The sequence below is a fragment of the Parapedobacter sp. genome (genome assembly GCF_053550995.1).
In genome coordinates, this window is sequence record NZ_JBMQOC010000013.1 from 1 (window position 1) to 15,077 (window position 15,077).

9 protein-coding genes and 1 pseudogene are annotated in these 15,077 nt (G+C 50.5%); 7 read left to right on the forward strand and 3 right to left on the reverse strand.

Annotated features, from left to right (window positions below; genetic code table 11):
• Window positions 1-1,254, forward strand: a pseudogene (locus tag ACO1NT_RS01815) (hypothetical protein); the annotation flags it as partial.
• Between the two features lie 31 nt (window positions 1,255-1,285).
• Here ACO1NT_RS01815 and ACO1NT_RS01820 read toward each other — a convergent pair.
• Window positions 1,286-2,041: a sensor histidine kinase gene (locus ACO1NT_RS01820; RefSeq protein WP_449046659.1), complete on the reverse strand. Its 756-nt coding sequence runs from the start codon at window positions 2,039-2,041 to the stop codon at window positions 1,286-1,288.
• A gap of 83 nt (window positions 2,042-2,124) precedes the next feature.
• On the opposite strand from ACO1NT_RS01820, the gene ACO1NT_RS01825 reads away from it, so the two are divergent.
• From ACO1NT_RS01825 to ACO1NT_RS01835, 3 genes are read left to right on the forward strand one after another with little or no spacing between them, the layout of a single operon-like run.
• Window positions 2,125-3,576, forward strand: coding sequence for a flavin-containing monooxygenase (locus tag ACO1NT_RS01825; protein ID WP_449046660.1), 1,452 nt, complete (start codon window positions 2,125-2,127; stop codon window positions 3,574-3,576).
• A 40-nt stretch (window positions 3,577-3,616) separates the two neighbouring features.
• Complete coding sequence (locus ACO1NT_RS01830; RefSeq protein WP_449046661.1) at window positions 3,617-5,407, forward strand: histidine kinase; 1,791 nt, start codon at window positions 3,617-3,619, stop codon at window positions 5,405-5,407.
• Between the two features lie 8 nt (window positions 5,408-5,415).
• Complete coding sequence (locus tag ACO1NT_RS01835; protein WP_449046663.1) at window positions 5,416-6,171, forward strand: LytR/AlgR family response regulator transcription factor; 756 nt, start codon at window positions 5,416-5,418, stop codon at window positions 6,169-6,171.
• A 42-nt stretch (window positions 6,172-6,213) separates the two neighbouring features.
• Here ACO1NT_RS01835 and nagB read toward each other — a convergent pair whose 3' ends face one another.
• Window positions 6,214-8,148: a glucosamine-6-phosphate deaminase gene (nagB, locus tag ACO1NT_RS01840; RefSeq protein WP_449046664.1), complete on the reverse strand. Its 1,935-nt coding sequence runs from the start codon at window positions 8,146-8,148 to the stop codon at window positions 6,214-6,216.
• A gap of 134 nt (window positions 8,149-8,282) precedes the next feature.
• Entirely contained in the window at window positions 8,283-9,602 is a 1,320-nt protein-coding gene (locus ACO1NT_RS01845; RefSeq protein ID WP_449046665.1) for a DUF3472 domain-containing protein, read from the reverse strand.
• 435 nt (window positions 9,603-10,037) lie between these two features.
• Here ACO1NT_RS01845 and ACO1NT_RS01850 point away from each other — a divergent pair, with 435 nt between their 5' ends.
• Genes ACO1NT_RS01850 through ACO1NT_RS01860 form a run of 3 tightly spaced genes read left to right on the forward strand, consistent with a single transcriptional unit; the run spans window position 10,038 to window position 14,946 of the window.
• Window positions 10,038-11,963, forward strand: coding sequence for a heparinase II/III domain-containing protein (locus tag ACO1NT_RS01850; RefSeq protein WP_449046666.1), 1,926 nt, complete (start codon window positions 10,038-10,040; stop codon window positions 11,961-11,963).
• 52 nt (window positions 11,964-12,015) lie between these two features.
• Window positions 12,016-13,671: a beta-N-acetylhexosaminidase gene (locus ACO1NT_RS01855; RefSeq protein ID WP_449046668.1), complete on the forward strand. Its 1,656-nt coding sequence runs from the start codon at window positions 12,016-12,018 to the stop codon at window positions 13,669-13,671.
• 33 nt (window positions 13,672-13,704) lie between these two features.
• Complete coding sequence (locus ACO1NT_RS01860; protein ID WP_449046669.1) at window positions 13,705-14,946, forward strand: glycoside hydrolase family 88 protein; 1,242 nt, start codon at window positions 13,705-13,707, stop codon at window positions 14,944-14,946.
• Window positions 14,947-15,077 lie beyond the last annotated feature (131 nt).

The following is a 15,077-nucleotide window of genomic DNA, read 5'->3' on the forward strand; positions in this document are numbered from 1 at the left end:
AGCACTACAGGCTCCGCGATTTATTCCGAGAATGCCGGATCGGGCACCTCCGTGGATATCAGGTCAACGAACCCCGGCAATATTGAACCAGCGCTTTATGTCGAAACGGCCAGTACGATGGGGTTGGCCGCCCTTTTCAAGGGCAGCGGCAATGGACCTGCCATACGAGCGCAAGCAGACGGTGCCACCGGCGGGGCAGGCTTCTTCGTCAATGCCAATCCGGCTAATACGAGCTTTTCGCTGCGTGCAATGCATTTAGGTAGTGGAACCACGTTCTTTACCAACAATAGCGGCACGGGCACGGCACTCCGAGCGGAGGCACAGGGCCCAGCCCCTGTGGCCGATATAACGAACACGGTGGGAGCCACGGGGAACGTCCTTAAAGTAACAAATACCCGCCCGGCCAATAGCAGCGCAGCCCTCGCCGTCGAGACCCAAAGCAACTCGGGTATGGCTGGCAATTTCGTAAGCAGTAGCACCGCACCCACCATCACCGCGCGGAATACTGGTGATGGGGGCGCCGGTGAATTTATTTCAGTTAGCGGCGACGGAACCAGCGCGCCTACGCTCCACGTACGACAGATGAGTAACCTGGGATCTGCGTTAATGGCGAACAGCACGAACAGCTCTTCTGTCATCCAAAGTACAGACAGCGGGATTGGGACGGGCAGTTTGTTAACGTTAACCCGGACAAACGCTGCCACCAATTCTGATGTGTTTCGCGTCAATTCCGCAGGCAGCGGCAACCTCGCCGTATTCCGGCAGGGGAATGTCAACCGGGCCCGGATCAGTTCAACTGGAAGGGGCTATTTCAACGATGGTACCCAAAACAGTGGGGCCGACATTGCCGAGGCGTTTGATGTCATGGGGACGGTAGAACAGTATGAACCCGGTGATGTGCTGGTCATTTCCAGGGATGCGGACCGCACGGTGACCAAGTCGAGCCAGCCTTATTCCGACCTAGTGGTCGGTGTATATGCCACCAAACCGGGGGTACTACTAACGGAGGCGGGCATCGAAGACGATCTTTCCGACAAGGTGCCCATGGGCGTCATCGGCGTGGTGCCCACCAAGGTTTGCCTCGAAGGCGGAGCTATCAACCGGGGCGACCTATTGGTGACCTCATCACTTAGCGGGGTAGCCATGAAAGCCGACAAAAGCAAAATCGCGGCGGGCCAAGTGATCGGAAAGGCGCTACAAACATACGATGGAGCCGGAGTAGGGAAAATAAAAGTACTGGTAAACATTCAATAAAGGCTTCGGCAACCATGGCAACGCACCGACTTTACGTATCGTTTACCAGTGCCAACTGCACTTCGACTACCGTGCCGCTTACGCCGCCTTCCGCATCCATCCGGTCCCGGATTACAAACGGCAACGTACAACCGTGGCGCGCGTTGAAATGCGCAATCCGTTTTCGGGTGATGGCAATGCCCATGGATTTTCTGAACCCGTTGTCGCGGATGATGCGGTTCCGTGCTTCACGTCCGATACCGTCGTCAGCGACGGTACAACAAAGAACACCATCCTGTATGGAAATAGCGATGTCAACAGTTCCTCCGGTACCGCGTGGAAGCAATCCATGGACGATGGCGTTTTCGATGAAGGGCTGGATGAAAAGGGGCGGTACCATGACGTGGGCGGGGTCCACTCCCGATGCGAGGGAGACGTTCACCAACAAACCATCGCCAAAACGGAGCCGCTCCAAAGCCACGTATTGCTGCACGGCATCCAACTCATCGGCGAGCGTGATAACCCGCTCCTGCGAGCTTTCCAATATGTTGCGCGTAAGGCGGGAAAGGTTGCTTACGTAATGGGTTGCAAGGGGTTTGTCATGCTGATTGATGATGGCATTGATGCTGTTAAGGCAATTGTTGAGGAAATGGGGGTTCATCTGGGCGCGCCAGGCAATGTCTTCCAATTCGCTCACCTGTTGTTGGTGAGCCAGCCGGATACGAGCTGCTTTTCTTCTGAAATACCACAGACAACTAAGCAACGTAACCAGGGTGGCACTTCCGGCGGTGATAAAATAGGCAATCATGTTCGTCTCATTGGCGACGTAAAATAAGTGATTTTAAGGTAACTATCACAAAAAAATAACTACAGCTTTTAATTAATAGCAAAATGAAACATATCGGAATCATCGGGGCCGGAATCAGCGGCCTCACGACTGCAAAAACCTTTATGCAAAAGGGCTACCGGGTAACGGTACTGGAAAAGGCAGATGCCATTGGTGGCGTATGGCACAAACGGTGCTCATACGTTGGGGTAACTACCCAGACCACCCGCGATGAATATGCGTTCTCGGATTTTCCAATGCCTACACATTATCCGATGTGGCCCACGGGTGAACAGGTTCGGCAGTACCTGCACGACTACGCCACACATTTCGGGATCATGCCCTGCATCCGCTTCGGTACAACGGTGAAAAGCATGTACTATGACGGGTTCAATTGGGTGGTACGGCTACAGGACGACGAGACAGTAACGTTCGCCTATGTGGTGGTTTGTACCGGCACGTTCCACGAACCGCATGTACCAAAGATCCCCGGCATGGATGCTTACCTTAATGCTGGCGGTGCGATACGGCACTCTTCCGAAGTGCTGGATGCCGACCAGCTATCGGGCAAGGATGTGGCGGTAGTAGGATTTGCCAAATCAGCCACTGATATGGCGACCGTAGCGGCAGAGGTCGGGAAAAGCTGCACACTGGTTTACCGCCGCGCCCAGTGGAAGGTGCCGCGCTATTTCGGCAATATCATCAATATGAAATATTTGTTGTTTTCTCGCTTTTCGGAGGCGTTTTTCAATGCGCGCAAAAAACCGATTTTTCAGCGTGTCTTGCATTCGATAGGCAGGCCGTTGGTTTGGGCGCAGTGGCGTGCCCTTGAGATGCTGCTGAAAAAACAATTTCAGTTAAAAACTTGTGGCATGTTGCCGGCTCATCGCATCGAAGACCAGATCAGCTGCAGTTTGGGGGTTGAACCCGTGGGGTTCTATAAAATGGTCGCCGAAAAGCAGATTGTCGGGATCTGCGCAGAGGTGAAACGCTTTGAAGGTCGAACCATGGTGTTAACAAACGGCGAGGTTCTGCAGCCCGACGTGGTGATATTCGGGACGGGCTTCAGGCAACGCCTACCGTTTCTGGGTGTGCAATACCAGGAAATGATTACCAATGTGAATGGCATGTACACGCTATATCGAAACATAGTACATCCGGATTTACCACAAATGGGCTTCGTGGGCTTTAACTCGAGTTTATTTACCACATTGACCTCAGAGGTGGCTGCCCACTGGCTCGCTGCGGTGGTTTCGGGCGACCTGATACTGCCTCCTGCCGAAGACATGCTCGAGGAAATGAGGGCGATGGAAAGATGGCGGTGTGAAGCGCGGCCCATAGCGGCCGAATTCAGCGGTCTATGTGTAGCGCCCTTCAATTACCAGCACCTCGACGAGCTGATGACGGACTTGGGCCTCCGTACACAGGCTTCCCGTAACTTCATCCGTGAGTTTTTTAAACCCATTAACCCAAAAGACTACAAAAAAATGCTTGCAGGAAAACCGAAGGCTTTTTAATCCCATTTTATTACCTTCGCCATAAGGAACTCACTGTAGAATGCGCCGTACGAAACAATACCTTGCCCGACTTTTTTCCTTATCCCTGGTATTGGGTGCCGGGATGATTGCGGCGTCAGCACAGGAAATGGACAGCTGGGCAACCGTCCAGAAAAACGGCGGGGGCACCATCACAGCATTGTGGTATGACATTGATCCCTTCATTTTTGAAGACCAAAATGGTGAACTGCAAGGCGTGGAGTTTGAACTGATGGAGTCCTTTGTAGCTTGGATCAAGAAAAGGTACGGATATGAGGTGCGGGTCAAATGGTCGGATGCGGGAAGTTTTAATGCCATCTATGACCGTGTCCATCAGGCCAGCAACCAAGGCTTATTCGGGTGGTCTTTCTTTTCGATCACGCCTGAACGGCGCCAAGAGGTTGGATTTACCCCGCCGTATATGCCCGATATCAACGTATTGGTGACCAATGAACTCATGCCCACGTTTACGAATGAGTCGGCGTTCCTAGACACGATTGCGCACCTGCGCGGTTACACGATGCAATATACCGCCATGGAGGACGATATGGAAGAGCTTATCCGCGGACTCGACATACCCATATCCCGGCAATATGACGACTATGAGATACTGGAAAAAATCGCGAGCGATGGGAATGCCTTCGGTTACGTACCGCTTACTGTGTATGTGGTAAGCTTGCAGAAAGGAATCAAAGTAAAAAGACAGCATTTATTTGCCACCGAAAGACCGGGATTGGCTGGTATCTTCCCTAAAGCCAGCGATTGGCAACCTGTGGCCAACGAGTATTTCCAGAGTTTTGAGTGCAAACGGTTGGTCAACACGCTGCTCGCCAAATACCTGGGCAGCGAAATCGGTGGTATCATCTTGGAAGGACCCGGTGCCAGCCCCGACAGGCAGCGCGACGCCGAACTTGAATTGGTAACCAAGGAGCGTGAAATCGTATCGCAACGATTGGCTAGTACGCTGCTGGCATCCCAGCGTGATAAGATACTCCGGAACGTGAGCATCCTAATGATTGCTATAGCGATCATCATCGTTATTCTGATCTATAACCGATACCGGATGAAAACACGCTTGACTAAGCTATTGACCCAACGCAACACCGTGATCGGAAGGCAAAATCGGGATATTGAGCGGATTAACAGACGGTTGCACATGCGGGTGCTGCAAGCCCAGATAAACCCCCACTTTTTATTCAACTCCCTCAATGACCTGCAGTATTACATCAACAAGGGCGATACCAGCACCTCGTTGAGCTACGTATCGCGTTTTTCCCGATTTATCCGGGAGCTCATCACGCAGGCCAATGAACCGGAAATTACCCTGGCTCAGGAGGAGCGCTTTTTGAGCCTTTACCTCGAACTTGAAAAGATGCGTTATGGGGGCAAATTCGACTACGCCATCGCCATGGCGGATGGCACTCCGCGCGATATTACGGGAATACCCCCCTTAATCATCTACCATTACGTGGAAAATGCACTGTACCACGGTATCCTCAACATAGCAGGAAAAGGAGAAGTTACCATAGCTTTCAGCTACCACGAGCCTTATTTGATCTGTACGATTACAGACAACGGTTGTGGCCGTGAAGCAGTTAAGGCACGAAACCAGAAGCGCGACGCAAACGACACAACCCCCTATAAGGGTCTTCTCCGCGACCGCATACGCGTCTTGAATGAAGAAGTACCGGATCGCGTGTTGGTGAATGTAAAAGATCTGGTGTCGCCAAACGGGACCTCGGCGGGCACGCAGGTGGAGTTACGGCTCCTGGTCAATTCACGGACGCGAGAGGAAATTGTGTTTGATTACTAACAAGGCACATGCAAAAAGCAATTATTATTGAAGACGAGGCCCGTAGTAGAGAGCTGCTGTGCGACCTCGTAACCTCCAATTGCCCGCAAGTGGAGGTTGTGGCCCAAACGGGCACAATTGACGAAGCCGTTTCGCTTATCAGGGCGCACAACCCTCATTTACTTTTTTTGGATATTGAGCTTCAAACCGGAACAGGCTTCGAAGTGCTCCAACAGGTTGACGACCTCAGTCCTGCGGTTATATTCACGACGGCATACGACCACTATGCGATAAGGGCCATCAAGTTTAGCGCCGCCGACTATTTGCTCAAACCCATCGACGTGGAAGAACTGAAAGATGCGGTTAACAAAGTGGCCGGTAGAACGGTGGAGAGCCAACACAAGTTGATGGCGTCATTGATAGAAAACCTACACCAGTTGAAACATCATCACCCGCCCAGGCTTACCCTGTCCTTAGCTAACGAGTTTGTATTTGTTCAACTGGAGGAAATCATCCGGATTGAAGCCGCTGGTGCGTACTCCACCTTTTACCTGACCGATGGCCGCCAAATTATGGTAAGTAAGAACCTCAGGGAATATGAATTATTACTCTCGGGACACGCGTTTATGCGGGTGCATAACTCACACATCATCAACCTCAACCAGATCAAAAAAATGATAAAATCAGACGGTGGATACGCGGTGATGACCGACGATTACCCAGTGATGATTTCACCAAAAAAGAAAGAAGCCTTCATTTATGCAGTAACCAAGCGGAGCCTGTAAATGGAGATGTCGCCAACGGCAAATGCCATTGGCGACGGGAATCTATGCTTCGTCTTCCTCGAACTTCCACCGAACGAAAGCCTCAATCGCCTCGTATTCGGCCATGCCCAGGCCGTCGTACCGTTTGGCCGTTTCGCGCGTACGCTCTTCGGCGCGCACCCAGAATTCGCGGGCGTCGTCGCCTGGAAATACGGGCAGGTCCTTCTGCGATTGGTGTTTGAAGATGGCGTGCCTTTTGCGCAACACTTCTTGTGGCGATAAGGGTACGGCCATTTCGATTTCATGGATTTCGAATTCGTGCCAGGCACCGCGGTAAAGCCATAACCAGCAGTCTTTCGTCCACGCCTCGGTTTTACGGAGACGTGCCATCGCTTCGTGGATGATATCGAAGCACACTTTATGTGTACCGTGTGGATCGGCGAAGTCGCCAGCCGCGAAAATCTGATGGGGCTTGATCTGTTGGAGCAGCTCCATGGTCGCCACGATGTCGTCTTCAAAATCCAGCGCTTTGCTATACTTACCCCGATCGTAAAAGGGCAGGTTCTGGAAATGGATATTTTCATCGGGCAACCCGGCAAAGCGGGCACCGGCGATGGCTTCGCCCTTTCGGATGAGCCCTTTGACTGTGAGCAGTTCTGCCGTATCGATTTGGTTCGGCTTCTTATCGGCAATGAACTGGCGTGCCTCCCGATAGAGCGCTTCCAACTTCTGTGTATCAAGCCCTTGGGATTTGGCAAAATCGGTGGCAAACTCAACGAAACGTAGCGCATCGTCATCCCATACCGCCGTGTTTCCCGACGTTTGGTACGCTACATGCACATCGTGGCCCTGGTCTGCCAACCGGATAAACGTGCCGCCCATCGAAATAACATCATCATCGGGGTGCGGCGAGAAGATAATCGACCGTTTCTTTGCCGGATCACGACGTTCGGGCCGCTGGCTATCGTCGGCATTGGGCTTTCCACCCGGCCATCCCGTGATCGTATGCTGCAGTTGGTTGAAGATATCGATATTGATATGGTACACGGGGCCCTTTTCGGTAGCCAACTGCGCCATACCATTGGTATTGTAATCGTCTTCGGTTAGCTTGAGTACCGGTTTCTTAAGGGTTTGCGAGAGCCACACCACCGCTTTCTTGATGGTTTTGCGGTCCCACACACAATCCTTCACCAGCCATGGCGTATCGAAACGGGTGAGCATGGACGCCGCATCTTCGTCGAGCACAAACTCCACGCTGTCTGACAACTGTAGGTAGGTGGCCGGTACGTCAGCGGAAAGTTCGCCTTCGACGGCTTTCTTGACAATTTCGGCCTTTTTCTGGTTCCATGCCATGAGGATGATCTCGCGTGCCTTGAAGATCGTACCGATTCCCATGGTAATGGCCTTGGTGGGTACGTTCTCTTTACCGCCGAAGTCGCGTGAGGCATCCCGGCGGGTAAGGTCATCGAGCGTGACGAGCCGTGTGCCGGAATTGGGGGCCGATCCCGGTTCGTTGAAGCCGATGTGACCCGTTCGGCCGATACCGAGGATCTGCAGGTCCAGTCCGCCGAGTGCAGTGATCTTTTGTTCGTAGGCCAGGCAATAATCGTGGATATCCTCCATCGCCAAGGTGCCATCGGGGATATGCACGTTGGCACGCTCGATGTCCACGTGGTCAAAGAGATGCCTATTCATGAACGTCACGTAACTTTGCTCCGAATCGGGCAGCATCGGGTAGTATTCATCGAGATTGAAGGTAACCACATTTTGGAAGCTGAGTCCTTCTTCGCGGTGTAAGCGGACCAGCTCCGCATAAACCCGCACAGGGGTAGCACCTGTAGCAAGGCCAAGGATGGCCTGCTCACCTCTTTCTTTCTTGCTGCGGATCAGGTCGGCGATACGTTTGGCCACCGCCAGGGAGGCCGCGGTAGGGTCGGAGTGAACACTCACGGGTACTTTCTCGAAGCGTGTTTCTTCCAGTAAATTTAGTCTTGCCATTGTAGGAATTACGTAAAAGGTGAGACGCAAAAATAGACATAAATGCCATATATGCAGCAAGTTTTTGGGGAAATATTTACAGGTCTGCGTGGAATTGACCACGCAATCGTGTGCGTGTAAACCTGAGTTATAAATTACGGCAGTGTATTCAACTCGATCTGCGGGGCCATTCCCTTCTGTTGAAAGGTGAACCTCGTATTCGGGGACACAGTCTCATTAAAAAACCCACCATTTTTCAGGAAATAGCCGTCGCTGGTGACGCCACCGGTGGCATCGATACGTTGATTATTCCGATAGGTAGCATCTACCGTGAAGCGCGCTGCGGCAATCGGTTTCCAAGAACCGGCATAGTACCATTGGTTTTTAAATGTTACCTGGCGCCCCAAATACCCATTATTGGGATTGAAATTCTCTAGAAAACTATGGAAACGCATTAAATAAGTGTTCGTTTGGGGGCGCTTAAAACTGGCAATTAATTTCCAGCTAGACGTCTCCGGCATATAAAACCATGCCGTAAAATCGGTATTTCCGGCACCATCCGGGATTCCTTTCAGTAAAAACCGATAAGTGGTTCCGGCCGCCCAATGGTATTGCAGATAACTTTGCCCTCCCGAACCCTCGTTGCCGAATTTACCAACATATACATCTGGCCCTTTCCTGTTCAGTGATATGCGTTGGTCTTCTGGAATCGAGTTTGGATCATCTGTCGAATACGGACTCCAAACAGAAAACAGGATACGGCGTTCGGTGGCGGAGTTGACCTGGATGCCGAAATACCCCTGGCCAAATCCAATGGCCATAAAATATGACCCTATTTTATCTTCACCGGTAGGAACGAAGATCTCGTTGTAATAATAGGTAGCATTTTCACCTGGAGGCACCTCATACGCCAAATGACAGGAAGGCCCCCTTCTACTCCAGTAATAATAATCCGTTTGATTCGAATAAACGGCGCCGGATGCTACGGCCTCGCCACCCAAAACGATGTGTGAAATATCGCCGATAGAGGGGCCTGTTTTGGAAACACCTTGCAGATCTACTTTGGCATAACCCACAGCCGGAATATCAAAATCTCCGACATAGTGGTCGCTCTGCGAACTTCCCGACAGCGTAACCTCCTTGCTCACCCCGTTGATGGTGACCTTGACCACACTCGTCCCTGAAGGGACGTGCCCACTTAATGAAACGGACAGACGCCCCGTCCCTTTTATATACACATACGTACTGATCACCACGTTTAATCCCGTCCAATCCGCCAGTCCTTTTTCGCGGGTGATAACCACACCGGACGTATGGCTCGAAGTGATAAAAGCGTTCCCCGAAATCGGGACCGATTCCATGGTGGAATCTGGCGCAGCATGCCCCGGCGATAAGGGCAGTAACGACTGTTCTACGGGTTCTTGGCACGACCCAAACCCCAAAATCAAGGAAAATAAAAGGAATAAATTAATCATTATCTTAATTATTTCGTGTGTCTTCGCAGGGGTTTCATGCAGGGTACAAATATGGCCAAACATCAAACCCAGCTGCTTGGTTCACAATACTAACTAATTAGCCCGCTTATTAGCAAACATTTGACAAACACAATCGGTTGTGCTGTTTACGCAATCGTGTGCGTGCTGCCATGTCTTAAAATAGGAAGATCGCAGCGCAAACGGTAAAAAGTAATCGTTTGCATTATATTTATATCTTCGCCCACCACTATTGCTTCTTCTCTGATACATTTTAGTTTAAACAATCGATTGCGTTGATTAGACAAACGATTGCGTTACCCTTACTTTTCTATCTTTGACTAACCTTTTTTACATTGCCGTTAATAAGCGGAACTTCCGGCCAAGCATAAATCCTTAGATGAATGTTAGTGTGAAATGACCATTCAACAACTGAAAATGAAAAAGCTCTTTCTTATCGCCATCGTCCTTATCGCTGCTATCGGTACTCGCGCCAGCGAGAAGCGAGATTTGTTGCAACACGCGGTTACCGAAACCGCCATTAAATCGAAATTGGTGCTAGACCAATCGTGGGTACCCTACCCAGCGTATAGAGACCGGGCGGCTTGGGGAAAACTCACCGCGCCCGTGCGTACCCAGCTGATAACAAGCGGAGAAAAGTATCTAGATTATGCATGGAAAGTTGTAAAAGCAACCGATTACATCGAATTTGAGAAAAGTGGCTCACGTACCGCCATGGAAGCGCCGTTCGGTGCGAATTGCAAGGCATTGAGTGCTTTGGTAATGGCCGAACTGTGCGAAGGGAAAGGGCGGTTTGTCGATCAAATCGTCAACGGCGTATGGCTGTTTACCGAAATGACCTCGTGGGCATTGTCGGCCCATTTGCCCGGTCCCCAAGCGAGCGGCCGCTCGCTTCCCGATGGCAGCGGCCATGTGATCGACCTGACGGCTGGCGACATGGGTTCATTTCTCTCGTGGACCTATTATTTTTTCAAGGAGACATTCGACAAGATAGACCCCTCCATATCGTCCAAGCTCTTCGCTACGCTCAACGCACGTATCCTCGATACGTACATGGAGCGCGACGACTTCTGGTGGCAAGCCATCAACCCCAAACCGGGCACTATCGTAAACAATTGGAACCCGTGGTGCAATTTCAACGTACTCACCTGTTTCATGCTTTTAGAAGAAGACCCCGATAAACTGGCTGCCGGCGTTTATCGTACGCTGCGATCTGTCGATCAGTTCATCAACTACAACCATTTGGACGGCGCCTGCGAGGAAGGCCCATCATATTGGGCCCATGCTGCTGGTAAGTTGTATGATTACCTGCAATTGTTGAGCTATGCCACGGACAACCAAGTATCCATTTTCGACCGGCCGATTATCCGGAACATGGGCGAATATATCGCCCGTTCCTATGTCGGCGATAGCTGGGTAGTTAACTTTGCCGATGCTTCTGCGAAGGGCGGGGGCAACATGTCGCTGATATATCGTTACGGCCAAGCCGTAAAGAGCACGGAAATGCAGCAGTTTGCAGCCTACCTGTTCGAACGTGCCGATCGGAAGTTCAGCGTTTCGCTGGGTAGAGACCTCTTCCATGTACTGGAAGACTTGACGTCTTTCGATGCCCTCTCGACAGCCGAACCCGCGCTTCCCGCATTCCGGTCGGCGTGGTATGACGAAACGGAATTCTGTTACATGAAGACGGATAGCGGATTATTCTTCGCGGCAAAAGGGGGGAATAACAATGAAAGCCATAACCATAACGATGTCGGTACCTTTTCGTTGTATGTAGACAACATCCCCTTTTTTATCGATGCGGGTGTGGGGACCTATACCCGGCAAACGTTTAGTAGCGAACGCTACACCATCTGGACCATGCAGAGTGGTTTCCACAATGTGCCTAAAGTGAACGGGTTCGAGCAGAAACCTGGTGCCAGGTACCGCTCGGCCGACGTACGGTTTGATGGAAGCAAACAGGAGCTTTCACTGAACGTCGCCAATGCCTATCCTTCGGACGCCCAAATTGACAACTGGATGCGTACCTACCGCCTGGAAGGCCGTACGCTACATATCAACGATAAGTTCGCGGTAAATGAAACCCTCGCCCCGCAAGAAATGCATTTCCTCACGTGGGCGGAACCCGACATCGCGACGCCGGGGGAAGTGCTGCTGGCAAATGCGGGCAAGCGGGTGAGGCTGACTTACCCTGCCGATAGGTTCACGGCTGCGACGGAGACCGTAGAGCTCAACGACCAGCGGCTCTCAAGCGTGTGGGGAAAAGAAATTCACCTGCTCATCTTAAAAGAAAAAGAACCTACAAAAAAAGGTCGTTACGAATTCCGAATTGAGAAATTGTAATAATCTTCCGTAATTAGCAGGACCCGGGGTTACTGATGATTAAAATAAAGCTATGAGGTTCTATACATTTATATCTATCGTTCTTTTCCTAACAGCCCATGTCGGTACGGCATACGGAAAAGACGTACCCATCATACCGAAGCCCTTGGTTAGTACGCCCGTGAATGAGGAGTTTGTCCTTACCCAAGCAACACCAATCATTATCGTGGATAAGGAAGCGGAGAAAACAGGTGATTTTCTGCAAAAGGAACTGTTAAAACATACCGGTATTCCGGTTACTATCCAAGATTCAGGAGAAGAGCCGGCCATCTTACTGAGTTTATCACCAGGGAGCGACCTAGAAGGTAACGCTTATCGCCTCTCCATGAGCGCCGAGAAAATCCAGATCACGTCGTCGGATGATGAAGGATTGTTTTTGGGGGTGATGAGCTTGATGCAAATCATCCGGCAAACCGACCGAAAAGGCAATGCGTTGCATCTTGCTTGCTGGGACATCGAAGATAAAGCTTACTTTGAATGGCGAGGCGTCATGCTCGATGAATCCCGGCATTTTTTCGGAAAGGAAACGGTGAAGCGCATACTGGATTGGATGGCCTTCTATAAACTGAATCGGTTTCATTGGCACCTAACAGACCAAACGGGTTGGCGTATTGAGATAAAGCAGTATCCCAAGTTGACATTAATAGGCGGTGTGGGAAATTACTCGGACCCGCTTTCAACAGCTGCCTATTATACACAGGAAGAGATTACCGAAATAGTTGCTTACGCTAAGGAACGGCACATCGAGATCATCCCCGAAATTGATATGCCGGGACATGCAACCGCTGCTAATATGGCGTATCCGGAATTTAGCGGCGGGGGATCGGAACGGTATCCCGATTTTACATTTAATCCCGGGAAGGAAACGGTTTATGAATACTTGACGAACATCTTGAGAGAGGTGGATGCGCTATTCCCGTTCCAGAAAATTCATCTGGGCGGCGATGAAGTCCATTTTGGAAATGCAAACTGGAAGGCAGATCCGTCTGTGCAAACGCTCATGCACGAGCAGGGACTGGAGACATTAAAGGAAGTGGAAAATTATTTCATCGTACGGATGGCCGACAGCGTATTCCGGCTGAATAACGAAGTGATGGCTTGGGATGAAGTGGTGGGAGCGAATCTCCCTACCAAGGGAACAACCGTGTTGTGGTGGCGGCATGATAAACCGGAGGAATTAAGGAAAGGGCTTGATAAGGGGTTCAGCACGATATTGTGCCCTAGGCTACCGCTTTATTTCGACTTCGTCCAAGATAGTTCACACACCATCGGCCGGAAATGGCAGAAAGCATTCGTTCCCATCGAGGCCGTTTACAACTTTCCTTCCGAAGCGCTCATGGGTTATCCAAATGCAGACAAACTGGTCAAAGGGATACAGGCTAACCTTTGGACAGAGGCCTTATCTACGGATGAACATATTGAGTATATGCTGTTTCCCAGAATTACGGCCCTTGCCGAATCGGCATGGTCCGATCCGACGCAGAAAGATTACCTAAAATTCACAAAAAGGTTAGCGAATCACCTAGCTCTTTTTGCAAAGGAGGGTCTTTACTATTTCGATCCGTTTAACCCTGAAAGGTTTCCGGAGTACCTCGGCCCGGTTCAACGCAAAAATAGGGCTCCAGATTTCGATGAGCTGATGCGGCAAGAACAAAGATCGACTGATTAACGACCCACTTCGTCAATACTGAAAGATAAAATTATGCTAAAATTAAATTTATTAGGTCTCGCAGTACGTTGTTTTACGGCTTTATCGTTCGTGGGTTGCACGGTACAAAAGGGCGAGACCCCGCAAGGGGCGATGATTGATAGTGGGTTCGCAAGAGCGGAAATCCAACTCGCTAATATGCTTGATACGGTTGCTAAATACCGTACCGATAGCAAATTCTTACCCAAGTCGGTGGGCAAAGATGGTAAAAACACGTTATCGGGCATTTACGATTGGACGAGTGGCTTTTTCCCGGGCTCATTGTGGTACCTTTATGAATATAGCCAAGACCAGAAGTGGAAAGCGGAAGCAGAAAAATGGACGGCCTTTTTAGAGCCAGTGAAAAACTTTCACGGCCATCATGATGTTGGTTTTATGATTTACAGCAGCTATGGCAATGGTTACCGGTTAACGGGCAATGAGGCCTACAAAACGGTTATCATTCAGGCAGCCCGATCATTGAGCAAGCGCTATAATGAAAAGGTCGGCGCCATCTTATCGTGGGACACGGACAGGGGGTGGCAGTCCGAAAGGGGATGGGAATATCCGGTAATTATCGATAACATGATTAACCTGGAACTCCTTTTCAAAGCCACAGAATTGAGTGGCGACTCTTCTTTTTATAAAATTGCCGTTTCGCATGCAGATCGCACCTTGGAGAACCACTTCCGGCCAGATTACAGCTCATATCACGTAGTCGACTATAACCCCGAGACAGGGGAAGTGAGGCATCGGCACACGGCACAGGGCTATGCGCACGAATCTGCATGGGCACGTGGTCAGGCATGGGCCGTGTATGGTTATGGCCTTTGCTACAACGCAACGGGCGACAAGCGTTATTTAGCGCAGGCGCAACACATTGCCGACTATATTTTGAATCATCCTAATCTTCCGGATGACCTCATTCCTTATTGGGATTTCGATGACCCCGAAATCCCTCATACGTATCGGGATGCCTCCGCCGGGGCGATTATCGCGTCGGCGTTGTTAAGCCTTTCAGAAATGGCCGCTTCGGAGAAGGCAGCTATCTATCAGGACGCCGCGGTTAAGATGTTGCGATCGTTATCGTCTGACGATTATTTAGCACAACCGGGCACCAACAATGGATTTATCCTGAAACATAGTGTGGGCTCCATTCCACATGATAATGAAATCGATGTGCCGTTAGCCTATGCGGATTATTACTACCTGGAAGCGTTATTGAAATACCGGGCCATCTTGGAAGGTAGGAACTGATTTAATTTTCGGTTACAAACTTGCTCGTTTTAGACAAATAGATGCAGGGATCACCCCCGCTCAAAAACAATCGATTGCGTGAAATTGAGCAAACGGTTGCGTTGCTTCTACATTTCTTTTTGTCAAAAATC